The 24,203-nt window shown below is 63.3% G+C and carries 23 protein-coding genes; 12 read left to right on the top strand and 11 right to left on the bottom strand.

Annotated elements, in window-relative coordinates; all coding sequences use genetic code 11:
* Positions 1 to 192 precede the first annotated feature (192 nt).
* The 7 genes from ACHPFG_RS19265 to ACHPFG_RS19235 form a co-directional block, all read right to left on the bottom strand.
* On the bottom strand, positions 193 to 531 hold the full coding sequence (locus ACHPFG_RS19265) for a Na+/H+ antiporter subunit G (protein ID WP_431700158.1): 339 nt from the start codon (positions 529 to 531) through the stop codon (positions 193 to 195).
* On the bottom strand, positions 528 to 806 hold the full coding sequence (locus tag ACHPFG_RS19260) for a K+/H+ antiporter subunit F (RefSeq protein ID WP_005789171.1): 279 nt from the start codon (positions 804 to 806) through the stop codon (positions 528 to 530). The genes ACHPFG_RS19265 and ACHPFG_RS19260 overlap by 4 nt, the downstream gene beginning before the upstream one ends.
* Positions 803 to 1,291, bottom strand: a complete 489-nt coding sequence (locus tag ACHPFG_RS19255; protein WP_431700157.1) for a Na+/H+ antiporter subunit E — start codon at positions 1,289 to 1,291, stop codon at positions 803 to 805. The genes ACHPFG_RS19260 and ACHPFG_RS19255 overlap by 4 nt, the downstream gene beginning before the upstream one ends.
* Complete coding sequence (locus ACHPFG_RS19250) at positions 1,288 to 2,970, bottom strand: monovalent cation/H+ antiporter subunit D (RefSeq protein ID WP_167655684.1); 1,683 nt, start codon at positions 2,968 to 2,970, stop codon at positions 1,288 to 1,290. Before ACHPFG_RS19250 ends, ACHPFG_RS19255 begins: the two co-directional genes overlap by 4 nt.
* The gene (locus ACHPFG_RS19245; protein WP_003192163.1) at positions 2,967 to 3,311 is read right to left on the bottom strand and encodes a Na+/H+ antiporter subunit C; all 345 of its coding nucleotides are present in this window, start codon (positions 3,309 to 3,311) and stop codon (positions 2,967 to 2,969) included. Before ACHPFG_RS19245 ends, ACHPFG_RS19250 begins: the two co-directional genes overlap by 4 nt.
* Complete coding sequence (locus ACHPFG_RS19240; RefSeq protein ID WP_431700156.1) at positions 3,311 to 6,232, bottom strand: monovalent cation/H+ antiporter subunit A; 2,922 nt, start codon at positions 6,230 to 6,232, stop codon at positions 3,311 to 3,313. The genes ACHPFG_RS19245 and ACHPFG_RS19240 overlap by 1 nt, the downstream gene beginning before the upstream one ends.
* A gap of 124 nt (positions 6,233 to 6,356) precedes the next feature.
* Positions 6,357 to 7,286, bottom strand: a complete 930-nt coding sequence (locus ACHPFG_RS19235) for a DMT family transporter (protein WP_131698090.1) — start codon at positions 7,284 to 7,286, stop codon at positions 6,357 to 6,359.
* Positions 7,287 to 7,379: 93 nt separating this feature from the next.
* Here ACHPFG_RS19235 and ACHPFG_RS19230 point away from each other — a divergent pair, with 93 nt between their 5' ends.
* From ACHPFG_RS19230 to ACHPFG_RS19180, 11 genes are all read left to right on the top strand, one after another.
* Positions 7,380 to 7,943 carry a helix-turn-helix domain-containing protein gene (locus ACHPFG_RS19230; RefSeq protein WP_431700155.1) on the top strand — a complete coding sequence of 188 codons (564 nt, stop codon included), beginning with the start codon at positions 7,380 to 7,382 and terminating at the stop codon, positions 7,941 to 7,943.
* Positions 7,944 to 8,097: 154 nt separating this feature from the next.
* Positions 8,098 to 9,294, top strand: a complete 1,197-nt coding sequence (locus ACHPFG_RS19225; RefSeq protein WP_145337645.1) for an SfnB family sulfur acquisition oxidoreductase — start codon at positions 8,098 to 8,100, stop codon at positions 9,292 to 9,294.
* 12 nt (positions 9,295 to 9,306) lie between these two features.
* On the top strand, positions 9,307 to 9,633 hold the full coding sequence (locus ACHPFG_RS19220; RefSeq protein ID WP_431700154.1) for an acyl-CoA dehydrogenase: 327 nt from the start codon (positions 9,307 to 9,309) through the stop codon (positions 9,631 to 9,633).
* The gene (locus ACHPFG_RS19215; RefSeq protein ID WP_431700153.1) at positions 9,633 to 11,066 is read left to right on the top strand and encodes an LLM class flavin-dependent oxidoreductase; all 1,434 of its coding nucleotides are present in this window, start codon (positions 9,633 to 9,635) and stop codon (positions 11,064 to 11,066) included. Before ACHPFG_RS19220 ends, ACHPFG_RS19215 begins: the two co-directional genes overlap by 1 nt.
* A 126-nt stretch (positions 11,067 to 11,192) precedes the next feature.
* Positions 11,193 to 12,041: an AMP-binding protein gene (locus ACHPFG_RS19210; RefSeq protein WP_431700152.1), complete on the top strand. Its 849-nt coding sequence runs from the start codon at positions 11,193 to 11,195 to the stop codon at positions 12,039 to 12,041.
* Complete coding sequence (locus tag ACHPFG_RS19205; protein ID WP_431700151.1) at positions 12,038 to 12,808, top strand: ABC transporter ATP-binding protein; 771 nt, start codon at positions 12,038 to 12,040, stop codon at positions 12,806 to 12,808. The genes ACHPFG_RS19210 and ACHPFG_RS19205 overlap by 4 nt, the downstream gene beginning before the upstream one ends.
* Positions 12,808 to 13,689, top strand: coding sequence for a branched-chain amino acid ABC transporter permease (locus tag ACHPFG_RS19200; RefSeq protein WP_027606301.1), 882 nt, complete (start codon positions 12,808 to 12,810; stop codon positions 13,687 to 13,689). The genes ACHPFG_RS19205 and ACHPFG_RS19200 overlap by 1 nt, the downstream gene beginning before the upstream one ends.
* Positions 13,690 to 13,693: 4 nt before the next feature.
* Positions 13,694 to 14,743, top strand: a complete 1,050-nt coding sequence (locus ACHPFG_RS19195) for a branched-chain amino acid ABC transporter permease (protein WP_431700150.1) — start codon at positions 13,694 to 13,696, stop codon at positions 14,741 to 14,743.
* Positions 14,744 to 14,761: 18 nt separating this feature from the next.
* Positions 14,762 to 16,102, top strand: coding sequence for an ABC transporter substrate-binding protein (locus tag ACHPFG_RS19190; RefSeq protein ID WP_431700149.1), 1,341 nt, complete (start codon positions 14,762 to 14,764; stop codon positions 16,100 to 16,102).
* A 3-nt stretch (positions 16,103 to 16,105) separates the two neighbouring features.
* Complete coding sequence (locus tag ACHPFG_RS19185; protein WP_090402747.1) at positions 16,106 to 16,873, top strand: ABC transporter ATP-binding protein; 768 nt, start codon at positions 16,106 to 16,108, stop codon at positions 16,871 to 16,873.
* Between the two features lie 12 nt (positions 16,874 to 16,885).
* Complete coding sequence (locus ACHPFG_RS19180; RefSeq protein ID WP_431700148.1) at positions 16,886 to 18,280, top strand: FAD/NAD(P)-binding protein; 1,395 nt, start codon at positions 16,886 to 16,888, stop codon at positions 18,278 to 18,280.
* A 20-nt stretch (positions 18,281 to 18,300) separates the two neighbouring features.
* Here the strand turns inward: ACHPFG_RS19180 and ACHPFG_RS19175 are convergent, their stop codons facing one another.
* From ACHPFG_RS19175 to ACHPFG_RS19160, 4 genes are read right to left on the bottom strand one after another with little or no spacing between them, the layout of a single operon-like run.
* Positions 18,301 to 19,545 carry an efflux RND transporter periplasmic adaptor subunit gene (locus tag ACHPFG_RS19175; RefSeq protein ID WP_431700147.1) on the bottom strand — a complete coding sequence of 415 codons (1,245 nt, stop codon included), beginning with the start codon at positions 19,543 to 19,545 and terminating at the stop codon, positions 18,301 to 18,303.
* Positions 19,535 to 21,013 (bottom strand): TolC family protein, encoded by a 1,479-nt coding sequence (locus tag ACHPFG_RS19170; protein ID WP_184742783.1) that lies wholly within the window; start codon positions 21,011 to 21,013, stop codon positions 19,535 to 19,537. Before ACHPFG_RS19170 ends, ACHPFG_RS19175 begins: the two co-directional genes overlap by 11 nt.
* Positions 21,006 to 22,205 (bottom strand): ABC transporter permease, encoded by a 1,200-nt coding sequence (locus ACHPFG_RS19165; RefSeq protein WP_431700146.1) that lies wholly within the window; start codon positions 22,203 to 22,205, stop codon positions 21,006 to 21,008. The genes ACHPFG_RS19170 and ACHPFG_RS19165 overlap by 8 nt, the downstream gene beginning before the upstream one ends.
* The gene (locus tag ACHPFG_RS19160; RefSeq protein ID WP_431700145.1) at positions 22,202 to 22,906 is read right to left on the bottom strand and encodes an ABC transporter ATP-binding protein; all 705 of its coding nucleotides are present in this window, start codon (positions 22,904 to 22,906) and stop codon (positions 22,202 to 22,204) included. The genes ACHPFG_RS19165 and ACHPFG_RS19160 overlap by 4 nt, the downstream gene beginning before the upstream one ends.
* Positions 22,907 to 23,268: 362 nt before the next feature.
* Here ACHPFG_RS19160 and ACHPFG_RS19155 point away from each other — a divergent pair, with 362 nt between their 5' ends.
* Positions 23,269 to 24,027, top strand: coding sequence for a TetR/AcrR family transcriptional regulator (locus ACHPFG_RS19155; protein ID WP_131698079.1), 759 nt, complete (start codon positions 23,269 to 23,271; stop codon positions 24,025 to 24,027).
* The last annotated feature ends 176 nt before the right edge of the window (positions 24,028 to 24,203 follow it).

Here is a 24,203-nt window from a genome sequence, read left to right as displayed (position 1 = left end):
ACGCCGGATGAAAAACGCCCCGACTGGTTCGGGGCGTTTTTTTGCATACCGTTTTAGTGAGCGGCTCACCCGGTCCAGTGTGGGAGGGGGCTTGCTCCCGATAGCAGTGGACCAGTCAGCTTATCTGTAGCTGGCCCACCGTCATCGGGAGCAAGCCCCCTCCCACATTTTTTACTGTGTCAGCTTCATAAATCAGCGACGGCTGCTGACCTCGGCCGGTACATCATCACCGGCCATACGCTTGCGAAACAGCGCCGTACGCGCCAGCAGCAACGTGGTCACCGGCACGGTGATCGACAGCAAAATCGGTATCAACCACCCGTGCAACACCGGCCCGGACTTGAGCACCGAAAAGTAGATGATCGACGCCAACGCCACGCACCACGCGCCCAGCGTCGAGGCCAGTGCAGGCGGGTGCATGCGCTGGAAGAAGTCTTTCGTGCGCAGCAAGCCAATCGCGCCGATCAGTGCGAACACGCTGCTCAATACCAGCAGGATCGCGACGACGATTTCCATCCATAACGGCATCATTCAATCACCTCCCCACGCAGCAGGAATTTCGCCAGGGCAAACGAGCCCACGAAGCCGAACAGCGCAATCAGCAGCGCCGCTTCAAAGTAGGTGTCACTGGCATAACGAATACCGAGCACCAGCATCATCAGCATCGCCAGGATATACAGGTAGTCCAGCGCCAGGACCCGGTCCTGGGCTGACGGGCCTTTGAACAGGCGGATTAACGTCAGCACCATGGCCAGTGAGAACAGGAACAGGCTGAACAGGATCGCATTGGAGAGCAGGGCGCTCATTCGAAGATCTCCATCAGGGGCCGTTCGTAGGCGCTTTTGAAATGTTCGATGAAGGACGCTTCATCCTCCAGGTCGAATACGTGCAACAGCAGGATGCTGCGGTCCAGCGCCAGTTCCGACCAGATGGTGCCGGGCACCACGGTGGTGATCATCGACAGGGCGGCGAGGCCGTTGGGGTCGCGCAGGTCCAGGGGGATTTTGACGAAGTGCGAACGCGGCGGGCGTGAACCGCACATCAGCACGCCCCAGGCCACTTGCAGGTTGGAGACGATCACATCGCGGCCGACCACGAAGAACAGGCGGATGATCACGCCAGGGCGGCGGATGCGGATCGGCAGCGGGCGCAGCGGCGCCATCAGCAGCGGTGCGAGAAAGCCCAGCAGCGCGCCCAGCAGCAGGTTGCCGGGGCTGACGGACAGGTTCAGCACCAGCCACAGCAACCACAATGCCAGCGACAACCACGGGGCAGGCAACAGGCGCTTCATGGTTGCACCTCCAGCGCGGCGGTCTTGGCTTCGGGGCTTGGCACCGGGCGGGTCGCCATCACCGCCATGACGTAGTTCTCCGGATTGTTCAGGCTCTGGGCAGTGGCCTGGGTGTAGCGCATCAGCGGCTCGGCCTTGAAGGTCAGCAGGATGCTCAGGCCCAGCAGGAAGAAGATCGGCACGCATTCATAGCGGCGCAGCAAGGGCGATGGGCGCTCTTCCGGGGTCCAGAAACGCTGGATGCCCAGGCGGGCGAAAGCGATCAGCGAGGCCAGGCCAGAAAGGATCAACAGCGCCACCAAACCCCAGGCCGCAGGACGAACAGGTTCATCCACACTGACGCCCAGGCCCAGAGGATTAACCAGCGCACTCAGCAGGCTGAGCTTGCCGATAAACCCGGACAGCGGCGGCATGCCGATAATCAGCAGGGCGCAGGCGACAAAGCTCAAGCCGAGGAAGGCCATGGTCCACGGGATCACCTGGCCGACCACGGCTTTCTGCTCGTCATCCAGGTTGACGCCAGGGCGCGGATGCAGGGATTCCATGGCCTTGGGCAGTGCGTCGATCTCTTCATCCAGCGGCAGGTCGTTGGCCGAGCGCGAACGCTCGATCAATTCGGCCAGCAGGAACAGCGCGCTCAACGCCAGCGTGGAGCTGACCAGATAGAACAGCGCTCCGGCGGTCAGGCTTGGCTGGGCGAAACCAACGGCCGACAACAGGATCCCGGCCGAGACCAGGATGCTCAAGCTGGCCATGCGCTCCAGTCGCTGCGCCGCCAGCATCGCCAGCGCCGCGCAGATGATCGTGGCCATGCCGCCGTATACCAGCCAGTCGCCGCCAAACAATGCCGACGCGCCGGCCTGGCCGGAGAACAGCAGGGTCCACAGGCGCAGCACGGTGTACACGCCGACCTTGGTCATGATCGCGAACATCGCCGCCACCGGCGCACTGGCCGAGGAGTAGGCGGGGGCCAGCCAGAAGTTCAGCGGCCACATGCCGGCCTTGGCCAGGAATGCGGTGGCGAGGATCGCCGCACCGGCATGCAGCAGGCCGCGATCGGCCTCGGGCACGAGTGGGATTTTCAGCGCCAGATCAGCGAAATTCAGCGTACCGGTGACGCCGTAGATCATCGCCGCGCCAATCAGGAACAACGACGACGCCAGCAGGTTGATCGCGATGTAATGCAGGCCCGACGACACCCGCGCCCGGCCCGAGCCGTGCAGCATCAAGCCGTAGGATGCCGCCAGCAGCACCTCGAAGAAAACGAACAGGTTGAACAGGTCCGCCGTGAGGAACGCGCCGTACAGGCCCATCATCTGGATCTGGAACAGCGCATGGAAACTGGTGCCGGCACGGTCCCAACGGGCCATGGCGAACAGCAGCGCACTCACGCCAATGATCCCGGTGAGCACCAGCATCAATGCCGAGAGTTGGTCCACCACCAGCACGATGCCGAACGGCACCTGCCAGTTGCCCGGCAGGTAGACGCCAATCGAGCCGGGGCCACCTTGTTGCGTCCAGTACAGCAGCAAAACGGCAATGCCCAGACCGATCAGGCTGGAGAACAGATTGATCTTGGCTTTGAGCGGGCGGCGTTTTTCGCCGAGCATCAGCATCAGCGCGGCGGTGAGCAACGGCAGCAGGATGGGGGCGACGATCAGTTGGTTGACCCAATTCATTCCTTGGGCTCCCGGCCGTCCACATGGTCAGTGCCGGTCAGGCCCCGTGACGCCAGCAGCACCACCAGGAACAGCGCAGTCATGGCGAAGCTGATCACGATGGCCGTGAGCACCAGGGCCTGGGGCAGGGGATCGGTGTAGTTGAGCAGATCCTGCGGCACGCCGTCCTTGATGATCGGCTCCTTGCCGATAAACAGGCTGCCCATGCTGAAAATGAACAGGTTGACCCCGTAGGACAGCAGGCACAGGCCCATCACCACCTGGAACGTCCGTGGCCGCAGGATCAACCAGACGCCGGAGGCTGCCAGGACCCCAATGGCAATTGCGATGACTTCTTCCATCAGGCGGCTCCTTCGGTGGCGGCGACTACTTTGGCCTGGTTGCTCGGTTTATGCGCACGCACCGACTGGTGACCGAGGGCGGTGAGCATCAGCAGCGTCGAGCCGACGACCATGGCGTACACGCCGACGTCGAAGAACAACGCGCTGGCGATATGAATATCGCCCAGCAGCGGCAGGCTGAAATGCCAGGTGTGGGTGGTGAGGAACGGGTAGCCGACAAACAACGCGCCGATCCCGGTCAGCGTCGCCGAGAACAGGCCGAAGCCCATCCAGCGCATCGGCCGCAGGCTCATCTGCGCCTCGACCCACTGGGTGCCGGCGACCATGTATTGCAGGATAAACGCCACCGACATCACCAGGCCCGCGACAAACCCGCCGCCCGGTTGGTTGTGGCCGCGCATGAACAGGTAGAACGACACCACCAGCGCAATCGGCAGCAGCAGGCGCACCAGCACCGCCGGCACCATCATGAAGCCCAGTGCGGTGTCGCTGGCCTGGCGCGGGTTGACCAGGTCGGTGGCCACGTCGGGTGCCAACTGCCGCTGTTGCGCGGGCAGTTGCATACTTTCCTTGGACGGGCGGAAGCGCCGCAGCAGGGCGTACACGGTCAGCGCCACGGCGCCGAGCACGGTGATTTCGCCGAGGGTATCGAAGCCACGGAAGTCCACCAGCATCACGTTCACCACATTGCTGCCACCGCCCTCGGGAAGGGCGCGGCTCAAGTAGAACGAGGAAATATCGTTGGGCGTCTGGCGCGTCAGCATCGCGTAGGACAGCAACGCCATGCCGCCGCCCACTATGGTGGAGAGCAGGAAGTCGCGCAGACGACGGATGCGGGCCTTGCGCAGCGAACCGGGCAGTGGCGATACCTCTTCGATCCGCCGAGGCAACCAGCGCAGCCCCAGCAGGATCAGCACCGTCGTGACGACTTCTACCACCAACTGCGTCAGCGCCAGGTCCGGCGCCGAGAACCACACGAAGGTGATGCAGGTCATCAGGCCGCACACGCTGACCATGGTCAGGGCCGCGAGCCGGTGGTACTTGGCTTGCCAGGCAGCGCCCAGGGCACAGGCAATCGCCAGCAGCCACAGGGTGACGAACACGATGGAACCCGGGATCTTCGGCCGGTCGCCCCAGGTAAGGCCGCTGTTGATCATCGGGATCATGGCGCCGATCACCGCGACGATCACCAACAGGAACAATTGGGTCTGCAGGCGCTTGGTGCTGATGCGTTTCTCGATCTTGCGCACGCCGCGCATCATCACCACCAGGCTGCGTTCGAAGCCGCGCTTGCCGTTGAAGTAGCTGATGACCGGCGGGTACTTGAAGCGGCCGCGCTTGAGTTGCTTGCGCAACAGCAGGTAAAGCACCACGCCACCGGACATGGCCACCAGGCTCATGATCATCGGCGCATTCCAGCCGTGCCAGATCGCCAGGCTGTACTCCGGCAGCACACCGCCGACCACTGGCAGCGCGGCGGCCGCGAGGATCGAACCGACCACCTGGGCCGGGAAGATCCCCACCAGCAGGCAGGTAAATACCAGCAGCTCAACCGGCGCGCGCATCCAGCGCGGGGGTTCGTGAGGCGTGTGGGGTAAGTCGGTGGCGGGCGGGCCGAAGAACACATCCACGGTAAAGCGCAGGGCGTAGGCCACGCTGAACGTACCGGCAATGGTCGCGATCAACGGCAGGGCGAACTCCACCCAGGCGGTCGAGGTGATGAACACGGTTTCGGCGAAGAACATCTCTTTGGACAGGAAACCGTTGAGCAACGGCACCCCCGCCATGGATGCGCTGGCCACCATCGCCAGGGTCGCGGTAAACGGGATCAAGCGCACCAGCCCGCTGAGTTTGCGGATGTCCCGCGTGCCGCTTTCGTGGTCGATGATGCCCGCCGCCATGAACAGCGAGGCCTTGAAGGTGGCGTGATTGAGAATGTGGAACACGGCGGCGACAGCGGCCAGCGGGCTGTTGAGGCCCAGCAGCAGGGTGATCAGCCCGAGGTGGCTGATGGTGGAATAGGCTAAAAGGCCTTTGAGATCATTCTGGAACATGGCGCAGTAAGCGCCGAGGAGGAGGGTGAGCGCGCCGGCACCGCCGACGATCCAGAACCATTCTTCGCTGCCGGACAGCGACGGCCACAGGCGGGCCAGCAGGAACACGCCGGCTTTCACCATCGTCGCCGAGTGCAGATAGGCTGACACCGGAGTCGGTGCGGCCATGGCATGGGGCAGCCAGAAGTGGAACGGGAACTGCGCGCTTTTGCTCAGGGCGCCGATCAGCACCAGGGCGAGCATCACCGGGTACAGCGAATGCGCGCGAATCTGGTCGCCGGCGGCCAGCACCCGATCCAGGTCATAGCTGCCGACGATATGCCCCAGCAGCATCACCCCGGCCAGCAGGCACAAGCCGCCCGCGCCGGTGACCATCAACGCCATGTACGCACCACGACGCGCATCGGCGCGGTGGTGCCAGTAGCCGATCAACAGGAACGAGAACAGGCTGGTCAGTTCCCAGAAGAACACGATCTGGATCAGGTTGCCGGAAATCACCAGCCCGAGCATCGCGCCCATAAAGGCCAGGAAAAACGCGAAGAAACGCGGCACCGGATCGTCCGGTGACATGTAGTAGCGCGCATACAGAGACACCAGCGCGCCGATACCGAGCACCAGCATCGAGAACAGCCAGGCAAACCCATCCATGCGCAGCACGAAGTTCAGCCCAAGGCTGGGCAACCACATGAATTCTTCGCGGATCACGCCACCGTGGGCGATCTGGGGGTAGAGCAGGGCGACTTGAACGGTTCCGACCAGGGCCACAAGGCCGGCCAGCAGGGATTCGGTGTTACGTGCATTGTGCGGCAGCAAGGCCGCCAGACAGCTGCCAATGAACGGCAGAAGCAGTAGAACTATCAGGGACATAGGCTTCTAATCTGCGGGAGTTTGGGATGCATCATACGTGCCGCTTTCACGATCACCAAACGGCAAGATGTGGCAGGATCCTACAAGATAGGTCGAATAAGCCCATTTGGCAGTGTTTCGGACCCTAGCCCTGTTGCTCCTGTTCCCTCGCATCCTGCAGCTCGATGGCTTTTTGCCCTTTTGTCTTCATCTCACTCACAATCACCGCCACCACGATCAACGCCGCCCCCAGCATCGCAATCGGCGGGAACCGCTCGCCGGCGATACGCCCCACAACGCCTGCCCACACCGGCTCACCGGCATAGATCAACGTGGCTCGCGTCGGCGAAACACTCTGCTGCGCCCAGTTCATTGCGACCTGGATCACCGCACTGGTCAGGCCCAGGCCCACCGCGCTGAACAGCAGCAGCCACGAGAACCCCGGCAACGCTTCGCCCATGGGCACCACCATCAGGAACGACAGCAGCGACGCCGTTGCCAGTTGCACCACCGTCACCCGGCGTACGTCCACTTGCCCGGCGAACGCACTGATCAGGATGATCTCTGCCGCTATCGCCACGGCACCGATAAGGGTGGCGATTTCACCTGGGCTGAAATTCAGCGAAGCCCCCGCCGGTCCGGTCAACAACATCAACCCGGCAAACGCCAGCATGATGCCAATGCTCGGCATCAACCCCGGGCGACGGCCCAGCACCAGCCATTGCAGCAGCGGCACAAACGGCACATACAGTGCAGTGATGAACGCCGACTGGCTGCTCAAGATCGTCTGCAGGCCAATGGTCTGCAAGCCGTAGCCGAACATGATCGCCACGCCGATGAACACGCCCGCCTTCAATTCGAACAACGTCAGGTCGCGCAGGGTACGCAAGGAAAAGAACCCGACCACAATCGCCGCCGCCGCAAAGCGCAGGCCCACGAAAAACATCGGCCCGCTGACGGTCATGGCATGCTGGACCAGCAAAAACGTACCGCCCCAGATCATGGTGATAAACACCAGGATGCATTCGGCTTTGCTGAAGCGGTTGAAACGCGAAGGGGAGGTCGGGGCAGTCATGGCGGCTCTGGTCTTGCATGGGAAAGGCACGGACCGCACAATGCGCCGCACGCTGGGCAGTATACTGCGCACACCCACCCAATGAGCAATATAGTGCACAAAGAAAATCCACAACGGGCCTCGGTCCTGCAGCACGTCAGCCAGAACGTTCGTCGCCTGCGCCATGCCGCCGACCTCAGCCAGACCGCACTCTCGGAAAAGTCCGGGGTCAGCCGGCGCATGCTCGTTGCCATCGAGGCGGGGGAGAAGAACGTCAGCCTGTCCACCCTCGATCGCGTGGCCGAAGCATTGGATGTGGCGTTCAGCGACCTGATCCAGGCGCCGGATGTGCGCGATCACAGCCGCATCAATGAACTGGCCTGGGCGGGTGAGATTCCCGGCAGCAAGGCGGTGTTGCTGGCCAAGGCTACGGCGCGGCGCGAGGTCGAGTTGTGGGAGTGGCGCCTTGAACCGGGCGATCGTTATTGCCCGGACCCCGACTTGGAGGGGTGGAGTGAGCAACTGTTCGTCTTCGAGGGCAGCCTGACGTTGGTGGTCGGCGACCAGGAAAATACCATCGGCACCGGTGAATTCTTCATGTTCGCCAGCCACCAGCCCCATGCCTATCGCAATGACGGCGACGTCGCCGTGCGCTTTGTGCGCAATGTGGTGATCTAACTGTTTGCCAGCCAACAGTGGATGGACACTTTGCTGGTTTGAAACTGCGGTTGCGCGCCTGTTTGCGCAGCAACCGGCTGATTTTACTGACGATTAAATTCAGGCACGACTCCTGCAAACACCCCAGTATCCCATCGGAGCCTGGAGTCGGCCCATGTCTGCCCACCCTCAACAACCTGCCCATATCATCCGCTCGGACGCGGAGGCCATCGAGGTCGCCAAGCGCCTGGCCGAACGCTTTGCCGTCGACGCCAGCGAACGTGACCGTGAGCGTCGCCTGCCTGTCGCCGAGCTGGACGAATTTTCCGCCAGCGGCCTGTGGGGCATCACCGTTCCCAAGGCCTATGGCGGCGCCGAGGTGTCCTATGTGACGGTGGCCGAGGTGATCAAGTTGATCTCCGCCGCCGACCCGTCCCTGGGGCAAATCCCGCAGAACCACCTGGGCGTGGTGGACATCCTCCTGCAAACCGCCACCGAGGAACAAAAGCGCCACTACTTCGGCAAGGTCCTGGCGGGTTATCGCTTCGGTAACGCCTTCTCCGAGGCCAAGAGCAAAAACGCCGGCACCTTCGATACGCAGATCCGCTTTCACGGCGACACCGCGCAAATCAACGGCGAGAAGTTCTACTGCACCGGCGCGTTGTTCGCGCATATCGTGCCCACCGTGGGTAATAACGAAAAGGGTCAGGCGTTCATCGGCCTCGTCGAGCGCGATGCGCCAGGCCTTACCGTCATCGACAACTGGGACGGCTTCGGCCAGCGCACCACCGCCAGCGGCGGCGTGACACTCGACGGCGTGACCGTGCCCTTGAGCGCGGTGATTCCCGCCCACCTGGCGTTTGACCAACCCACAGCCGATGGGCCGATTTCGCAAATCATCCAGGCTGCTGTCGACACCGGCATTGCCCTCGGCGCCCTTGAGCAGGCAAAAATTTTCGCGCGCCAGGCCCGTCCGTGGATCGACAGCCAGCAGGATCACGGTTGGCAGGACCCGTTCACCATCGCCGCCATCGGTGATTTGCAATGGCGTGTGCACGGCACCGAAGCGATCCTCGCCAAGGCCGGTCTGGCCGTCGACCGCGCCCTCGCCGAACCGAATGAGGACACTGTCGCCCAAGCCTCGCTGGTCGTCGCCCAGGCCAAGGTCCTGTCGGCCGAAACCGCTTTGCTCGCCAGCAGCAAACTCTTCGAACTGGCCGGTACCCGCTCGGTCACCGCCAAGCACAACCTCGACCGCTTCTGGCGCAACGCGCGGACCCACACCCTGCACGACCCGGCCCGCTGGAAATACCACCTGATCGGCAATTACGTGCTTAACGGCGTCAAGCCTGCGCGCCACGCCTGGAACTGAGGAGCCTTATCCATGACTGCCCTGAATCAAGCGCGCCAATTGCTGGAAAGCACCCGACGCATTGTCGAAAAAAGCGACGACCCCTACGTGATCAGCCGCTTCGGCGATTGGCAGATTCGCGTGGATGTAGCGGCCGCCTTGCTGGAACGCGCCGAAACCGACCCAAGCCCGGTCGCCGCCACCGAAGCGCAGATCGCCGCCGCCGAAGCCTTGCTCTTTGCCAGCAACACCGAATTCGAACTGACCGGCCAACGCACCGCGCTGCCACCGACCCTGGATGATCCGTTGCGCTGGAAATACCAGGTCGTCGGCAACTACCACCTCAACGGAGTGCTGTGATGTCCCGTCAAATCCGCTTGAACGCCTTCGACATGAACTGTGTCGGCCACCAATCGCCGGGCCTGTGGGCGCATCCGCGTGATCGCTCGTGGCAGTACAAGGACCTTGAGTACTGGACCGACCTGGCGAAGATTCTTGAGCGCGGCAAGTTCGACGGCCTGTTTATCGCCGACGTGCTTGGCATCTACGACGTGTATAACGGCAATGGTGACGCGGCGATTCGCCAGGCGACCCAGGTGCCGGTCAACGATCCGTTGTCGCTGATCGCGCCCATGGCGCTGGTCACCGAACACCTGGGTTTTGGCCTGACCGCGTCGCTGTCGTTCGAGCACCCGTATCCGTTTGCCCGCCGTCTCTCGACCCTCGACCACCTGACCAAGGGCCGCATCGGCTGGAACATCGTCACCTCCTACCTGGAAAGCGGCGCCAAGAACCTTGGCCAGAAAGCCCAGACCGAACACGACGCACGCTACGACTACGCCGAGGAATACCTGGAGGTCTGCTACAAGCTCTGGGAGGGCAGTTGGGAAGAGGGCGCGGTACTGCGTGACCGCGAACGTCGGATTTTCAGCGACCCGAGCAAGATCCACGAGATTCGCCATGTCGGCAAACACTTCCAGGTGCCCGGCATCCACCTGTGCGAACCCTCGCCGCAGCGCACGCCGGTGCTGTACCAGGCCGGTGCCTCCAGCCGTGGCAAGCAGTTCGCCGCCGAGCAGGCCGAATGCGTGTTCGTTGCCGCCCCGTCCAAGGTGCTGCTGAAAAAGACCGTCGCCGACATCCGCCGCCGTGCGGCCGAAGCCGGGCGCGACCCGAAGAAAATCCTGATCTTCAACTTGCAGACGGTGATCGTCGATGAGACCGACGCCAAGGCCAAGGCCAAGTTTGACGAGTACAAATCCTACGTCAGCTATGAAGGCGCGATGGCGCTGATCTCCGGCTGGACCGGGATCGATTTCAGCCAGTTCAAGCCGGATGAACCGCTCAAGCACGTGCACACCAATGCGATTCAATCGGCGGTGGAAGCTTTCTCCACGGCGGATCCGAACAAGGTCTGGACGCCCAACGAACTGGCCGATTGGGTCGGTATCGGCGGCTTTGGCCCGCTGTTCGTCGGCGGCCCGGAAACCGTGGCGGACCTGTTGCAGGAGTGGGTCGAAGAGACCGACGTCGACGGCTTCAACCTCGCCTATGCACTGACCCACGAAACCTTTATCGACGCCGTCGAGTGGCTGGTGCCGGAGTTGCAGAAGCGTGGCGTGTACAAGACCGAATACGCCCAGGGCACGTTGCGCGAGAAGTTGTTCGGCGACGGTGCAAGGTTGGGCGCGAACCACCCGGGCGCCAGCTATCGCGATCTATCGAATGCACATAAGTCCAATGTGGGAGGGGGCTTGCTCCCGATAGCGGTGGCTCAGTCAAAGGTGTTCTAACTGACCCACCGCCATCGGGAGCAAGTCGAATCGTCGCACCGCCCCTCCCACAGTTGTCCTGTATCGATCCAAATAATCAAGCCAGCGGACCACCGCACGCACACCCCCCAATAGGAGCAACCCCCTATGAGCGTGCACGAACCAACGGCCCTCCTGGAACACCTGCAACACTGGGCACAACTCACGCCGTTGCACATCGCCCTGCGCCACAAGCGCCAGGGCCAGTGGTACGCCTGGCGCTGGATCGACATCTTGCGCGACGTCGAACGCCTGGCCGATGGTTTGCGCCAGCAAGATTTCAGTCAACAGTCACGCTTGGTGCTCAGTGGCGCCTTTGAGCCGAACCTGCTGTTGCTGGCGTTGGCGGCCCAGTCCGTCGGCGGGCAGGTGCTGACACTGGCCGATAACCTCGAGCCGCAGGCCTTGGAGCAGCAGCTGTGGCGTATTCATCCCAGCCACGCCTACGTTCAAGGTCGCCAGCGCGATTGGACGTTCACCCAGCGGTTGAATTTCGCCCAACTGCTCGGCCCCGTGGACCCGGCGCAACACCTGCAGCGTTGGTGGCAGCCAGCGGACGAAACCACGCTGTGGAGCGAAGAGGGCACCCAGTGGCAAGGCGGCCTGGCCGTGGTGCTCGAGCAGTGGCTGAACAGCGGCCACGGCCTGGCCTTTCCGGAAAGCCTGGCCTCGGCGCGGCGTGATCGCAGCGAAGTCGCGCCCACCGGCCTGCTGCTGTCGCCCGCGCGCCTGCAGCACCTGGCCGACGAGATCGAAAGCCGCCTTGCACCCCACGGCACCTGGCGTCGACGCCTGTGCGACTGGGCCATTGCCCACCCGCACAGAGGCCTGCGCCGCCTGCTGAAAAACCGTGTGCGCACACTGTTGGGCTTCCAGCGCCTGACCTATATCTGGCAGCCCCTCAAATCCAATGCTGAGCCGACATGGCTTACCGAATTCAAACGGGAACGCGCATGAGCCCAGCCATCCTCCAGGTGCGGGACATCTCGCTGTCGTTCAAGGGCGTCAAGGCGATCAATGGGTTGTCGTTCGAGGTGGCGCGCGGTGAGATCTGCGCGTTGATCGGGCCCAACGGCGCCGGCAAGAGTTCATTGCTCAACGTACTCAACGGCGTGTATCGCTTCGATGCCGGCGAGATCGTGTTCGAGGCGCAGCACTTCCACCGTATCGACCCGCTGGGCGCCGCGCGCCGGGGCATTGGCCGTACCTTCCAGAACAACGCCCTGTTCAAGAAAATGAGTGTGCTCGACAACATCCTCACCGGCCTGTCGCGGCATATGCGCACCAGCTTTATCGAACAGGCCCTCGGCTTGCCCCGTGCACGCCGTGAAGCCGAGGCGTTTCGACTGCGGGCCCAGGGCATCCTCGAATTCCTTGAACTGCAAGCCCACCGCGATGTGCTGGTGGGCAACTTGTCCTACGGCCTGCAAAAGCGCGTGGAGCTCGGCCGTGCGTTGATCGCCGGGCCGAGCCTGTTGCTGCTGGACGAACCCATGGCCGGCATGAACGCCGAGGAAAAACAGGAAATGGCGCGCTTTGTCGCCGACGTGAACCGCGACCTCGGCACCACCGTGGTGTTGATCGAGCATGACATGGGCGTGGTCATGGGCCTGTCCGACCATGTGGTGGTGCTCGACTATGGGCGCAAGGTCGGTGACGGCACACCCGCCGAGGTGCAGGCCAACCCCGAGGTGATCGCGGCCTACCTGGGAGTGACGCACTGATGACGTTCTTCTTCGAAACCCTGCTTGGCGGCCTGCTCGCCGGCACCATGTATTCCCTGGTCGCGATCGGCTTCGTACTGATCTACAAGGCCAGCGGCGTGTTCAATTTTGCCCAGGGCTCGATGCTGCTGTTTGCCGCGCTGACCTTCGTCAGCCTGCACGACCAGGGCGTGCCGTTTGCCCTGGCGTTGCTGCTGACGGTGATCGTGATGATCGTCGGCGCCTTGCTCATCGAGCGCCTGGTGCTGCGGCCGCTCGTGAACCGTTCGCAAATCACGCTGTTCATGGCGACGTTGGGCCTGTCGTTCATTATCGAAGGCCTGGCCCAGGGCGTGATGGGCTCGCAAGTGCGCGCCCTGGACCTGGGCATCGACGATGTACCGCTGTTCGTCGGGCCGCTGATGCTCAGCCAGTTCGACCTGATCGCCGCTGCCGTCGCCGTGGTGCTGGTCACGGTGCTGGCGCTGCTGTTCAACAAGACCCGCATCGGTGTGTCGCTGCGCGCGGTGGCGGATGACACCACGGCGGCGCTGTCCATCGGCATCAACCTCAACCGCATCTGGCAGATCGTCTGGGCGGTGGCCGGCATCGTCGGGCTGGTGGCGGGGTTGTTGTGGGGCGCGCGCCAGGGCGTGCAGTTTTCGCTGTCGCTGGTGGTGCTCAAGGCGTTGCCGGTGTTGATCATTGGCGGCTTCACCTCGATTGGTGGGGCGATTGTCGGCGGGCTGATTGTCGGCGCGGCGGAGAACCTCGCCGAGGTGTATATCGGCCCGCTGATCGGTGGCGGCATCACGCCGTGGTTCGCCTATGTCCTGGCGTTGTCCTTCCTGTACATCCGTCCCGCCGGCCTGTTCGGCGAGCGCGCCATCGAGCGAGTCTGAAAGCATGTCGATCCCTGTTGCTGAACACACCGCACCGTTGCTGTTGATCCAGCGGCGCGTGCCCTGGAGCCTGCTCGGCCTGCTGGCACTGGCGTTTATCGGGGTGCCGCTGTGGGGCAATGACTATTGGCTCAATGCGATCCTCATCCCGTTCCTGGTGCTGTCACTGGCCGGGCTGGGGCTGAATTTACTCACCGGCTATACCGGGCAAACCTCGGTCGGTGCTGCCGGATTCATGGCCGTCGGTGCCTTCGCCACCTATGGGTTTTTGCTGCGCCTGCCTGAGCTGGGCCTGCCGGTGGCGCTGCTCGGCGGCGGGATCATCAGCGCCCTGGTCGGGCTGCTGTTTGGCTTGCCCAGCTCACGGATCAAAGGCTTCTACCTGATGGTCACCACCTTGGCCGCGCAGTTTTTCCTCGAGTGGCTGTTCGTCAAATTCCCCTGGTTCTACAACTACGGCTCGTCCGGGACCATTTCGGCGCCGAAGCTGGCGCTGTTCGGCCATGACCTCAACACGCCGCTGGGCCGCTATTGGCTGACCCTGGTCACGGTGCTGCTGTTGACCTGGGCCGCGGTCAACCTGGTGCGCAGCCAGGTGGGCCGCAACTGGATGGCGATCCGCGACATGGACACCGCCGCCGCCGTGGTCGGCATCCCGGTGGTGCGCTACAAGCGCTTGGCGTTTGCGGTCAGTTCGTTCTACCTCGGCATCGCCGGCGCGTTGTGGGCGTTTGCCTACCTGGGCACGGCCAGCGCCAGCAGCTTCGACATCAATCGCTCATTCCAGATCCTGTTCATCATCATTATCGGCGGTATGGGCAGCATCGCCGGCAACTTCGTCGGCGCGGCGTTTATCAGTTTGCTGCCGATCTTCCTCAGCCATGCCGGGCAGGCGTTGTTCGGTGGTTCGGTGGATGCAGGGCAGTTGCAGAACCTGCAGAAAATCATTTTTGGTGTGTTGATCATCGTGTTCCTGATCAAGGAACCCGAGGGCTTGATTCGCCTGTTTCACAACCTTCGCGATCGGCTGCGTCAGTGGCCCCTACGTTTCTGACTGAATAAGAGAATCCCTATGCGTGCATCCTTGAAACGCTCCCTGGCCGGCGCCGCCTTCGCGCTGGCTGCCCTGGCCGGTGCCGTGCCCCAGGCAATGGCCTCGGCCGACCAGCAGTTCTTTCCCCTGGCCACCTACCGGGTGGGCGCCTACGCGTCCAGCGGCGTGCAGGTGTGGGCCGGAATGATCGACTACCTGCGCTATATCAACGAGGTCGAAGGCGGCATCAATGGCGTCAAGCTGGTGTGGCAGGAATGCGAGACCGAGTGGACGGCGGAGAAGGGCATCGAGTGCTACGAGCGCTTCAAGAACGGCCTGGATGGCGCGCCGGTCGCGGTGTACCAGCCCAACGGCGCACCGGCGGCCTATGCCCTCAGCGAAAGGGCAGAGGTGGACAAGATCCCGCTGATTACCCTCGGCTACGGTCGCACCGAAGCCACCGACGGCACGGTGTTCCCGTACAACTTCCCGGTGATGCTGACGTTCTACAGCGAGGCGTCGACCCTGGTGAACTACATCGCCCAGCGCGAAGGCGGCTTCGACAAACTCAAGGGCAAGAAGATCGCCACGGTCTACCACGACTCGGCCTACGGTCGCGAAACCCTTGGCCCGCTGAAGTTGCTGGCGGAAAAATACGGCTTTGAAAACATCCAGATTCCGGTGGCCGACCCGGGCAACGAGCAGTCCGCGCAATGGCGCCAGGTACGCCAAGCCAACCCGGATTGGGTGTTCCTGCGTACCTGGGGCGTGTCCACCCCGGTGGCGGTGAAAACCGCCGCCCGCTTCGGCTTCCCGGTGGACCATATCATCGGCGATATATGGGCCAGTTCCAGCGAAGACGTATTGCCCGCAGGCGCCGCCGCCAAGGGCTACCTGGCGCTCACGCCTTACCCGGCAGGTGCGGATTTCGAGATCCACAAACGCCTCAAGCAGTACATCCTCGACAAGGGCCACAGCGATCTCAAGGACCTGAAGAATTTCGGCAGCGTCTACTACAACTCCGGCTTGGTGAACGCCGCCGTAGCCGCGGAAGCGATCCGCACCGGCCAGGCCAAGTTCGGCAAGCGTCCGCTCAATGGTGAAGAAGGCCGCTGGGGCCTGGAACACCTGAATATCGATGACACGCGCTTGAAGGACATGGGTTACCTGGGCTTGATGCAGAACCTCAAGCTGTCGTGCCGCGACCACGAAGGCGGCGGCTCGGCGCGCGTGCAGCAATGGGACGGCGCCCACTGGACGCTGATCAGCGACTGGATCGCCGCCGACCGCGCCCTGTTGCGCCCGCTGATCGATGAAAAGTCCGCGGCGTTTGCCAAGGAAAAAGGCCTGACGCCACGCACCTGCACCGGGGATGAATAAATCATGAGCCAGCTCGCTACCGAAGCCACGCGCCCGTCGTTGTTGACGGTCAACGATATTGAAGTGATCTACGACGGTGCGATCCTAGCCGTGGCCGGGGTGTCGCTGAGCGTGCCCAAGGGCGCCATCGTCGCTTTGCTCGGGGCCAATGGCGCCGGCAAGAGCACCACCCTCAAGGCGATCTCCGGGTTGGTGCGTGCCGAGCGCGCCGAAGTCAGCCGGGGCGTGATCGAATACGCCGGCGTCGACCTGGCCGGCGTCGACCCCAGCCAGCGCGTGCGCCAGGGCATGGTGCATGTGCTGGAGGGCCGTCATGTATTCGGCCAGCTCACCGTCGAAGACAACCTGCGCAGCGGCGGCTTTGTGCGGCGCCTGAGCCGCAAGGCCATGGAGCAAGACCTGGAGCGCATCTACGCCTGGTTCCCCCGGCTCAAGACCAAACGCCACACCCGCGCCGGCCTGACGTCCGGCGGCGAGCAGCAAATGGTCGCCATTGGCCGCGCATTGATGACCCGTCCTACTTTGGTACTGCTCGACGAGCCGTCCATGGGTTTGGCGCCTATGATCGTGCAGGAGATCTTCGAGATCATCGCGCAGCTCAACCGCGAGCAGCAGGTGAGCTTCCTGATCGCCGAGCAGAACATCAACGTCGCGCTCAACTATGCGTCCCAGGGCTACGTGCTGGATACTGGGCGCGTGGCCTTGAGTGGCAGCGCCGCCGAGCTGTTGGCGCGGGGCGATTTGCACGATATTTATCTGGGTAAACAGTAAAGGCGAATATGCATGACTGAATCCCTCCGCAACGCTGATGTCCTGATCATCGGCGGCGGCCTGAGCGGCACGATGCTGGCGGTGCAACTGCTGCGCCTGCCTGGGCAGCGCCGGATCCTGGTGATCGAACCGCGCGCCGAACTCGGCCGTGGCGAGGCCTACAGCGCCGTCGAACTGGGCCACACCCTGAACGGCAATGCCGCGCGCATGAGCGTCGACCCGGACAATGCCGATGACCTGACCCAATGGCTCACCGACTACATCGGCGCCGGCGGTTGGCCCGAGTCGGACCAGCAGCACGTGCCCATCAGCGAACTGTTCCCGCCACGCGGGATTTTTGGCCTGTATGCGCAGCAACGGCTGGCTGAAGCCAAGGCGTTGTCGGCGTCCACCGTCGAGCATATCCGCGCCGAAGTCGTCGACCTGCAAGTTGGCGACGACTCAGTGTTGCTGACCCTCGACAATGGCCAACAACTGCGTGGTGCCCACGCGGTGTTGGCCACCGGCATGTTCCCGGCGGCGCGCACGCCGCAGACCGAATCCAGCGGGTTGAACGCCGCCGCCGTGGACCCCTGGGACGTGCAGGCCATGACCCACCTCGACCCGCAGGCGCCCGTGCTGATCATCGGCTCCGGGTTGACCATGGTGGACGCCGTGGTGTCCCTGGAACAGGCCGGGCACCGTGGGCCCATCGAGGTGTTTTCACGCCACGGTTTGTTGCCCCATGTGCGCCGGCAACCGCCGGGCTGGGACGATTTCCTCGCCGCTGACCACGCCTTGCGCAGCCCGCGACAACTGCTGCGCGAGGTGCGTCGCCAATGCCGCCTGGCGCTGGCGCAGGGTATCGATTGGCAGGCGCCACTGGACACGGTGCGCGCCCATATCGGGCGTTTGTGGAGCCAGGCCAGCGAGGGCCAGAAACGTCAGTTCGTGCGGCATGTACGGCCCTGGTGGGAAAGCCATCACCACCGCTCGCCGCCGTTGAGTGCGCAGTTGGTGGCAAGGCTGCATGAAGAGGGGCGGTTGCGGATTCGTGCGGCGTCGTTCAAGGGGCTGGAGCCTGCGGGTGAGGGCGTGACCATTCGTTTGCGTTATCGGGGCGAACAGGTGATCACCCAGGTATCGGGCGCAGCGCTGATCAACTCCAGCGGTATCGAATACGACTGGCGCCGCGTGGCCCGGCCGTTGCCGCAGCAGTTGCTCAAGCGCGGGCTGATCACGCCCGGGCCGTTGGCGTTGGGGATTGCGGCGGACACGTCCGGCGCAGTGCTGGATGCCCAGGGCCAGGTCAGCGCGCGATTGTTCGCCATGGGCCCGCCGTTGAGGGGGATGTGGTGGGAGAGCACGGCGGTAACCGATGTTGCCCTTCAGGCCAAGGCATTGGCATCGAAGTTGGCGCATTTCTAAATGTGGGAGGGGATCTCTATTTATCTTGAGGTCTTTACGAAGCCGGGTTTTAGGCCGAACACTTCCACCCCCTGCGGCGTCGATTGCCCGGTGGTCACCTTCACGCGCTCCACCGGCTTATCCATCGCTTCTCGATACTCCACCGTCCTATCCGCCTGGATCGCCTCGCTCGGAATCACCATCGCCTGCGCGTTGTTGTAAGTGACGATGGTCAATCGCGCACTCATCCCCAGCCGCACACGCTGCAACTGTTGCGGGGTCAGCCTGGGGATCGACAGGGTCACCGGAAACTGCGCGCTGCCCTGGCTGTCGCCGGCAATCGCCAGGCCGCTGACCACGCTCACCGAGCCGCTCAGCCGTTCGCCGTCAAAACCATCGCCCAGCACTTCCACCGCCTGGCCCTGATGCAACTGGTTGATGTCCAGCTCGGAGACCTTGGCGACGATCTTCAGCCGCTCGATATTGGCCAGGCCGAACAGCACCTGGCCCTGGCTGACCCTGCTGCCGGCCTGAATAGGCGCGTTCGTGTTGCCGCCGCCTTGGGGCGCATTATTGCCGGGCGCGGGCACCACGATGCCGGAGAACGGCGCCTTCACCTCTTTGCCTTCGAGCAGGGTGCGCAAGGCCTCGTATTTCACTGTGGCGTTGGTCAGTTCCATGTCGGCGATCTGGCGGTACTCGCCCTTGCCCTGATCAAGGGCCTGCTGCAGTTCGCTGCGGGCGGAGGCGAGGTCCAGCTGCTGTTGCTGGGTCTGTTGCTTGAGGTCGTCCAGCTCGTTGCGCGGGATGATGCCGCGCTTGAACAGATTTTCGCTTTCGGTGAGTTTGCGCTGGGTGTTGCCGGCGGTCATCTCGACGGTGCGCAGGCTGCGGCGCGCACGGCTGACGGTGGGGCCGCTGTCCCAGTCCTGCATTTCCTGCACGGTGCGCCTTGCCTTGAGCTGGGCGGAGAGGGCGTCGCGCAATTGTACTTCAAGGGTGGCCGGGTCCATGCGCAGCAGGACCTGGCCGGCCTCGACCCGCTGGCCTTGCTCCACCAGGTTGGCCTGCACATTGCCGTCGAACGGCGCGGTGAGGGTGAGGGTGGTGTCGGGTTCGATCTTGCCCACCAGGCCGATCTGGTGCACCAGCGGGTCGGGCTTGACCGCCAGCCATTGCTCGCCGGTGGCAGCCGGGCCTTCGGCCGGGCTGCGCAGGGCCAGCCCGGCGCCCGCCAGCAGCACAATCAATACAGCGCCCAGCAGGCCTTTCTGTTTAATAGTCATTGAGGGCGATTTCCCAACTTTCCAGCGTCATGCCCAGGGTCAAGTCGAGCTGGGTCTGGGCGTTCAAATAAGCGATCAGCGCGTTGAGCTGTGCGTTTTCGGCATTGCGCAGGTCGGTCTCGAAACTCAGCACCTGGAAGTTGGTGGAGCGCCCGGCGCTGAGCTTTTCCCGTTCGATCTCGATCTTGCGCCGCGACAACTCCACCGCGCGCTGGGAGATTTCATACTGGCGCCAGCGGGTGCCGAGGTCGCGCACCACGTCGTTGACGCTGCGCTCCAGTTCCTGGCGGGCGTCGGTGATGCGGATCTCCTGGTCCTCTACGTTGACCCGCGCACGCACTTCGGCCTGGCGTGTGCTGATGTCGCCGATGGGGATCTGCACCTGCACACCGGCGTAGCTGTCCCAGGTGCGGTTGTTGGTGCTGCCACCGTCGTTATTGTAGGCGTCGCGTATCTGGTTCGCGCCGGCCACCAGGTCCACCTGCCAACGCCCGGAGTCCTTGGCGATCACCAGGTTGAGGTCGGCCTGCTGGCTGCCGAGCAGGGCGGCGAGGTATTCCGGTTGTTGGGTCTGCGCCAGATTGAAAGCCTGGCGTTTGTCGATCTGCATGGGTTTGGCCTCCAGGGCTTCGCTGGCGCGAATCGGTGTGGACAGGTCCAGGGCCAGCAGGCGCAGCAGGGCGAGGCGGCTGGTGTCCAGTTGGTTCTGCGCTTCTTCGACGCCCAGTTGCTGGGTGGCGATGTCGGCTTCGGTCTGCACGATTTCGAACTCGGCCATGCGCCCGGCGCTGATCAACGCCTTGTTCACTTCCAGCAGCGTGCCGGAGCGCTTGAGGGCGTCCTGCACAATGCTCAGTTGCTCCTGGGCCCGCAGCAGTTCGCGGTAGGTGGCGATGATCTGGCTGATGGTCTGGGCTACCGTGGCCTTGAGGTTCAGGCGGTTGGCCTGCTCCGACAGGCGTGACAGGCGCAGCGGTGCGGTGGTGGCGTCCCAGCCGGCACCGCGCATCAACGGCTGGATGATCGCCAGGTCGAGGCCGTCGCTGCGGTAGCGGCCGGCGCGGTCGGCGTTGTTCAACTGCTGGGTCCAGGCCATGCTCAGGCGGGTGCCGTACTCACTGAGCAAACTGGTGGCCGGCGCCACGTTGGCATTGCGCGCACTGTCCTGGGAGCCGCGGGTGCTGCGGTAATAGCTGTTGAGGGTGAGCTTGGGGTTGAACACGTCTTCGGCGACACGCAGGTCGAATTTCTGCGCGACCCGCTGCAGGTAAGCGCTGCGGATCGCCGGGTTGTTGCGCAGGCCCAGGTACACGGCGTCACCCAGGGTCATGGTGGTGACCTGGGCATTCAAGGACACGCCCCGGTCGTAACCGCTGCGGGTGGTACTCGGCGCCGACGGCTTGATGACCACATCGGCCGCCCCGACGGGCAGGCTGATCAGTGCGAGTAGCCAGAGCCATTTATTCATCACGCAGGGCCTCCACCGGCTGCAACCGTGAGGCCGAGACAGCCGGGTAGATGCCAAAGAACAGGCCCACCAGCAACGTACTGCCCACCCCCAGGGGCAGGGCGGCGGCGGCCAGGTCGAATAGCCAGCCCGACAGCCAGGCGTAGAGCCACGCGGCGGTCATCCCGAGTACCGCGCCGCACAGCGCGCCGACGGCGGTGAGGGTAACGGCTTCGAGCAGGAACAGGTTGCGGATGTCGCGCTGGCGAGCGCCCAGGGCCATGCGAATGCCGATCTCACGACGGCGCTCCGACACGTTCATCAGCATCACGTTCATCACCCCCACACCGCCGCCTACCAGGGAGATGGCGCCGAGGGCCAGCAGCAGATAGGCGAACGTGCGGCTTTGCCGGGTCATGCCGTCGATCATTTGCTGGGGCACCTGGATGTCGACAGTGTGGTCGGTGAGCTGGGTCTGCAAGGCGCTGGCGGCTTCCTTGGCAATGCGCTCCATGTCCTGGCCGGGCGCGGCGCGGATGATCACATTGCCGATCTGCGGCATGGCATAGATGCGGCGCATGCCTTCGGCGGGAATGAACAACGAATCGTTGGCCTGTACCGGCATCAGCATTGCCCTGGGCTGGTTCTGCAGAATGCCCACCACCAGGAACAGGTAGTCGTTGATGCGCACGCGGTCGCCCAGTTGCAGCGGATCGCCCGGCGTTCCAAGGGCCTGGGCCACCTGGTCACCGATCACGCCATAGGTTTCGTTACTGTCGAAGCTCGACAGAAAGCGCCCCTGCTGTACCACCAGGCGCATTGCCGTCTGGACGTCCGGTGTGCTGCCGACGAAGTTGGCGTTGGTGGTTCGGCCATGGAACACGATGGGTCCGCTGAACAGGGTGAGTGCGCCGATATGGGCGATGCCCGGCACGGCATGGCGCACGGCGTCCAGGTCGAGCTTCGCGGGCGCCGGGACCGTGCTGCTGCCCTTGGGCGGGAACTGGGCGACCAGGGTGTCGGTGCCCATGTCCTTGAAAATCATCGCGGCATCCACCGCGGCGTTATGGCCGATATTGATCAGCGCCACCACCGACGAACTGCCGATGACGATGCCCAGCAGAGCCAGGATCGAGCGTTTGCCCAGGGTGCGCAGGCTGACGAAGGCTTCATGCAGCAATTGGCTGAAACTCTGTTCGACCCGCAGGCTCATAGGCGGCCCGTCTCGTGCACCATCCCGTTACGCACCAGGATCTTGCGCTCCAGGCGCTCGGCGATCTGTGGGTCGTGGGTGACGATGATCAGCGTCACCTGCTGCTCGCGGTTCAGCGCCAGGAGCAGGTCCATGATGTCCTGGGCGGTGCCGCTGTCGAGATTACCGGTGGGTTCGTCGGCCAGGATCACCGAAGGCTTGCCCACCAGCGCCCGGGCGATGGCCACACGCTGGCGCTGGCCACCGGAGAGGTCGGCAGGGCGGTGGTGGGCGCGCTCCGCCAGCCCGACCTGTTCGAGCATGCGCAGGGCCTGCTCCACTGATTCATGCCGGGACACGCCGCGATAACTCAGGGGCAGGGCGACGTTGTCCAGGGCGCTGAGGCGCGGCAGCAGGTTGAAGCTCTGGAACACAAAACCGATCTGCTGGTTACGGATCGCCGCCAGTTCGTCCGGGGAAGCACTGAAAATATCGTGGCCGGCAAAGTGGTACTGGCCGCTGTTGGGCAAGTCCAGGAGGCCGAGGATATTGAGCAGGGTACTTTTGCCGGAGCCTGAGGCGCCGAGGATGCCGCAGCTGTCGCCGCGAGCGATGGACAGGCACACCTCATTGAGAATGGTCAGTTCCTGCCCGGCGAGCTGATAGCGCTTGCCGATGCCTTGCAGGGAAATCAAGCCTGGGTGCGCACGGGTATCTGTCATCGTGACTACGCCTGCAGTCTCGACGCCGCCGTCCTGCCCCCTTTGTAAATCTTTGTAACAAGTTCGGGAGCTAGCTGGTTCGCGTCTCGGACTGGTTTTATTTCTTGTTTTTAAAATATTGTTTGAATACTAACCGTGTTCCCCGCGCTTCGCCAGCCGTGGGTGTAGAGCGGTTTTACGCTTTGAAATGATTTCACCCGTCGGTGTGGGGGGCTGCCAAAATACCTGGGGCTACCCTCAAAGTGCCCATTGGCAAAGGCTTTGGATAGTATGGCGGCGTGTCACTACTTGCTTTCGAACGGCCGCACCGGTATAAAAAATCAAATTATTTTTTAAAACAATATTTCCGCCGTGGAACCCTTATGGTCGCGAAGAAACTCAGCGCTCCAAACGTTACCAAGACTCGATTGCTGGATGCGACAGAGGCTCTCTTCATTAAGTACGGTTATGACGCGGTGTTGTTGCGGCAGATTACCGAGCGCGCCCAGGTGAACCTGGCCGCTGTGAACTACCACTTCGGGGACAAGGATTCCCTGATGAAGACCCTGCTGATGCAACGCCTGGAGCCGCTCAACGAGCAGCGCCTGGAACTGCTGGCGCGTTGTGAAGCCGAGTCCGATGGCCCGCTTGATTGCGACACCTTGCTCGGTGTGCTCTTCGCTCCGGCCATGGGCCTGGAGCGCAGCGACCCGGCCAGTGCCAGTGGGGAAGGGCGTTCGTTCATCCGTTTCCTCGGGCGGGTGTACAGCGACACCTCGCCGTTTATCCAGGAATACCTCAAGGTGCATTACCAGCCGGTGTTCCAGCGCTTCTTCGAAGCCTTCGCCCTGGCCTTGCCGGACTTGCCGCGCAATGAGCTGGGAGTGCGCCTGCAATTTGCCCTCAAGGCCATTTCCGGGGTCATGGCCGGTACCGAGCTGCGCCTGCTGATGAACTCCATGAGCCTGGGCCGCCCGGCGACCGATGCCGAAGTGATGGCCAAGCTGATCACCCTGGTCTCGGCGGCGATTCGTGTGCCGCAGCAAAGCCCGGAAGCCGAACACGCGCTGGCCAAGGTGCTGGATACCCAGCGCGCCATTCGTGAGCAAGCGGCTGCGCCGGCCGCGAAGGCCTCGCGTTAACTCAAATCCCAGGCAAAAAAAAGCCCGCTGGGGCGGCGGGCTTGATGTGCAACATTTGTAACGGATGAGGCTTCACACTACGTCTCGGGATGTGAATAAAACGTGAAAAAAATGTAAGAAAAAATGTGAGCGTGTGAAGTTTTGTCCAGGCGTTCATCTCTGATTTCCCTGTGTAA

This window comes from Pseudomonas sp. BR20 (genome assembly GCF_050780135.1).
Taxonomy (GTDB): Bacteria; Pseudomonadota; Gammaproteobacteria; order Pseudomonadales; family Pseudomonadaceae; genus Aquipseudomonas.
The sequence above is the reverse complement of the archived record's forward strand: the minus strand, read 5'-3'. Positions and strand labels throughout refer to the sequence as shown.